A 4,494-nucleotide genomic window follows, 5' to 3' on the forward strand; every position below is an offset into this window, starting at 1 on the left:
CACGGACCGTGACCGCCGGGGGGCGGGCGCGGACCGTGCCCGAGCGGCTGGCCCGGTCCCGGAGCGTAAGCGCAGGGCGCGCGGCCCGCCGCAGCTGGGGGAGGGCCAGCCACCGACCTTCCCGCCGGCGGCGGGGCGGGCCGGGGTGACGCCGAGCGCAGCGGGACAGACAGACCGGCGCACGCACGGCAGGAGCGTCAGCTGCTGCCGGAGCACGGCAGACCGCTGGGGGCGGCGGCCTCCTCCACCGCCTCCTCGAGCTCTTCCGCCTCCAGGGCGCCGAGCAGCTCCTCCGCCTCGATCTCCCGGCCAGCGTCCTCCCGCCGGCGCAGCGCCGCCCCGGGGTGGGTCCGCGTGTGGACCTCCTGCAGCGCCTGGATCGACACTTGGGTGTAGATCTGGGTCGTCGAGATCTCCGCGTGCCCCAGCAGCTGCTGGATGAAGCGGATGTCCGCGCCGTTTTCGAGCATCAGCGTCGCCGCTGTGTGGCGAAACAGATGACACGAGCCCGACTTCTCGATCCCCGCCGCTTCGACGTAGCGCCGTACCAGCCGGGACAGATATTGCGGGTGGAAGGCGCGGCCGCCGTCGGCCACGAAGAGCGCCCGCTGCGCCGGATCCACCACCAGCTCCGGCCGCCCTTCGGCGAGATACCGGCTCACCCACGCGCACGCCCGCTGCCCCACCGGCACCACCCGATCCCGGCTCCCCTTGCCTTGCTCCACTCGCACCAGACCTCGCCGCAAGTCGACGTCGAAGACCTCGAGACCGATCACCTCCATCCGCCGCAGACCCGTCGAGTACAGCACCTCCAGCAGCGCCCGGTCCCGCAGACCCCGCACCGTCCCCACCTCCGGCGCGGCAAGCACCGCTTCCACCTCCGACACCGACAGCACCGCCTTCGGCAGCCGGTGCGGACGCCGCGGCAGGTGCAGCTCCGACGCCGGGTTGTAGAGGATGTAGCTCTCCATCGTCGCCCAGCGGAAAAACCCCCGCACCGCCACCATCCGACCGTGCTGGCTCGACCACGATAGCGGCTTGCCGCTCGCCTGGCGCAGATCGAAGAGATGCCGCTGGTAGCGCAGCAGCATCGGCCGCGTCACCTCCCCCGCCGCCGTCACTGATCGCTCTCGGCACCAGGCGCAAAAGTCCTCCAGGGCCTTCTTGCGCACCCGCACCGTGTCCGGCGCGTACCCCGACGCCTCGCTCCAGCGCAGAAACGCCGTCACCAGGTCCACAAGCCGAGCCATCAGGACCGCTCCAGCTCCAGCGCCAGACCAGTAGGACGAGAGCTACGGTACGACGCGTCCTTTTCTCCGACCCCCTGATGTGCGTTTTTCGGGCCATGAAGCCCATTTTCGGCGCAAGTCTCTGATTCCATGGAGACAGCATCACCCCGACCACCCCCCGACACCCCACCGACTTGGGGCCGACTTGGGCCCGACTTCTTCTCTGTCTGCCCCGACTTCTTTGCGTCGTATCCTCGTTTCCGGCTCGATGGGGCGTCCAAAGTTGAGTCAGATCCGAAAGTCTCGGCCGAGGTGGATCGGAAAGTTGACTCAGATCCGAATCTTCCAGCCGATGCAGCCTGGAAAGTCGAGTCAGATCCGAAAGTCCCCAGCCGCTCGACCTCGATTAGACCCGGAAGCCACGGCTGGCCACCGCCGTCGGCGGCCTCGTATTGCAGCTCGTAGACGAAGCTCTGACCCCGTCCGCCCTGGTGCACCAGCAGGTACTCGAGCTCCTCGAGCCGCCGCAGGTGCACCTTCAGCTGCGTGTTGCCCCACCCGGTCGCCTCGCGCACCTCGCGCCGGGTGAAGCGGAAGTGGCTGCGCTCCATCTCGAGGCGCTCGCACTCCGACGACACCAGCGCCTCGATCTTCTCGAGCAGCCGCCGCGTCTGCGGGGGCAGCTCATCGAGGCTCCGCCCCAGGACCTCGTGGGCCAGCCGGTTGGCGGTCTCGATGTCCGAAAGCTCGACCTCCACATACTCCACCTCCCGGCCGTCCACCCGGGCCCGCTGGATCTTCCGCTGGTGCTGGTGCAGCAGGGCGATCGAGTCGATCAGCGTCAGGTACTTCTCGTGGTCCCGACGGGTGCGGATCTGCGTGTCCAGAAACGTCAGCTCCGGAGCGTAGGGGTTGACCACCGCCAGCGGCCGCAGCAGCCGCTGGGCGTTCCGGTGCAGCGCCAGGATCGCCTCCCGGCGCTTGCCCGCCTTCAGGCCCTCGAGGGTCCGCCGCTGGCGCTGCAGCCGGTGGATCGCCCGCGTCTGCTCCCGCGCCTCGTCCACCGACAGCACCAGGCAGCGGTTCAGGAGCTCCTCGTCGATGTCGATGGCCGTGGTGGTGAGAAAGATCATCACCGGACCCTCGACCCGGTACTCGTGGGTCACCAGCCGGCCGCTCGACGGGTCCTTGCCCGTCGAAGCGATGGTCAGCTCGCCCTCCGACTGCAGGAGCTTCAAGGCGTAGGAGGCGCGCTCCGCGCCCTCCTCCTCGACGATGGCCAGAATCTTGTGCGACAGATTCGTCTCCCCCATGTAGAAGAGCGACTGCCCCGTCATCGCCGAGTACTTCACCTGGTGCTCCGCCGGCATCAGCGCCAGGATCGCCTCCATCAGCGACGACTTCCCCGCCGACGAGCTACTCTGCACCACCACCGCCAGCGGCCGCTCCAAGAGCCGCGACGTCGAGGCGAGGTAGCCCATCAGCTTGTTGGTCTCCTCGCCGACGACCCCGCAGCGCTCGAAATCCTCCAGGATCCGCGCCAAGAGATCCGGCGCACCGAGCAGCTCCAGCGCCTCCGCCCGCTCCGCCTCCGACAGCTCCACCGCCTCCGGCTGCGGCTCCAGCGCCGCCCGGATCTGCTCGTCTTGGAGCGCCTCGAGCTTCCCTAGCACCTTGCCCAGATCCGTCTTCACCACCGCCTCCTCGACCCCCAGCTCCCCAGCCGCGGCCTTCTGGAAGACCGTCCGCTGCCGCGCCGAGTACAGATCCAGCGTGTCTACATGAAAGGCCTCGCCCCGGCCGGCCAGGAGGTTGATCTTGAGGACGTCGTAGGCCAGATTCTTCTGGAGCCCCCGCACCCGGTAGCGGCGGTCCCCCAGTTCCATCACCACTTCCTGCTCGCGCACCTCCGTGGGGATCTCGGGAGGGGGTGGCGGCAGAGGAGAAGCGGCGGCTGGCTCCGGCAGGGCAAGAGCCTCGCGCTCACCCCGATCCTCTCTCGTCTCGGGAGAAGGCACCTCCACCCGCCCGGCAGCTAAAGGAAAAAGCTCTTCGCTCTCTTCTTCTTTAGCTGTGGCTTCGGTCGCTGGCACTTCGCCCTGGCCCATCCACTCCGCCTTGCGCAGCACCAGACCCAAAGACTTCGACGCCGGCGTCGTCTTGACGGCATATTCGTTGGCATCCATTCCCCGGGGAAAGAGCACCCGGTAGCACTCGATCCCCACCGCCAGCAGCCGCTCCGCCAGCTTTCCCGCTGCCGCCTCGCCGGCGGCATCCCGGTCGTAGGCGATCAGTACCCGCTCGATCCCGTGGCCGACGAAGGCCGCGAGCATCTCGTCGGTGAAACCGTTGATGCCGTAGGAGCTCGTGACATTGCGGTAGCCCGCGCACCAGAAGGTCAGCGCGTCGATCAGCGACTCGCACAGGATGATCTCGGTGGAGGCGGCCAGCGCCGGAAGGTTGAAGACCCCGCGGTGCGGACCCGGCAGGTAGAGGTGCAGCGGCGTCCCCTTGCGCAGCCGCTCCCCGATCTTCCGGCCGTAGATCTCCACCACCCGACCGCCTTGCTCCGGTGGGCCGTCGAAGACCGGAATCACCAGCGAGCCGTTGAAATGCTCGTGCCCGCTCGGACGCAGCACCCCCAGCCTCTGCAGCCGCCCCCGCATCTCCCGACCCGCCTTCACCTTCTTGTCCGGCAGCCGATAACCCAGCGTCCGGTTGGCGAAGCCCAGCTGGAAGCGCTCGATCAGCTCCCGATGGGCCAGGCCCCGCGACTCCAGGTAGGAAAGCGCCTCCGGGCTCTCCTGCAAGGTCTCGTGGTAGAAGCCCACCACCTGGCGCAGCACCTCCTCATCCTCCGCGTCCACCTCCACCGGCGCCGGCAGCACCGGCTCGGAGCCCTTCGCTTCCACTACCGCCGCCGACGGCAGATCCGAGCGCAGCAGCTCCACCGCGTGGCGGAAGCTGACGCCGCGGTCCCGCATCACCCAATCGATCACCGACCCACCAGCCTGGCAGGCCCCGAGGCAGTGCCAAAGATTCTTCTTCGGCGTGATCACCAGCGACGGCTCCTTGTCGTCGTGGAAGGGGCAGAGCCCCAAGAGATCCGCCCCGTGCCGCGACAGCTTCACTCCCCGCGCCTCGGCCAGCCGCTCCACCGACACCTCCCGCTTGATCCGCGCCACCTCTTCCGCCGGTACCCGCGCCATCCCTCAGGCCCCCTCGCCGTCGAGCCCGCGCAGCGTCACCCGCACCTCCCCCTCCC

At 68.8% G+C, this 4,494-nt stretch carries 2 protein-coding genes; both read right to left on the reverse strand.

Annotation, left to right across the window (positions count from 1 at the left end):
• Positions 1-197 precede the first annotated feature (197 nt).
• The gene (gene xerC, locus SX243_25245) at positions 198-1,250 is read right to left on the reverse strand and encodes a site-specific tyrosine recombinase XerC (protein ID MDY7096296.1); all 1,053 of its coding nucleotides are present in this window, start codon (positions 1,248-1,250) and stop codon (positions 198-200) included.
• Positions 1,250-4,414 carry a CHC2 zinc finger domain-containing protein gene (locus SX243_25250; GenBank protein MDY7096297.1) on the reverse strand — a complete coding sequence of 1,055 codons (3,165 nt, stop codon included), beginning with the start codon at positions 4,412-4,414 and terminating at the stop codon, positions 1,250-1,252. The genes xerC and SX243_25250 overlap by 1 nt, the downstream gene beginning before the upstream one ends.
• Between the last annotated feature and the right edge of the window lie 80 nt (positions 4,415-4,494).

Source organism: Acidobacteriota bacterium (genome assembly GCA_034211275.1).
Lineage (GTDB): Bacteria > Acidobacteriota > Thermoanaerobaculia > Multivoradales > JAHZIX01 > JAGQSE01.

Coding starts and splice junctions, on each gene's coding strand:
- xerC (MDY7096296.1), bottom strand. CDS start 1,250: ATGGCTCGGCTTGTGGACCTGGTGACGGCGTTTCTGCGCTGGAGCGAG.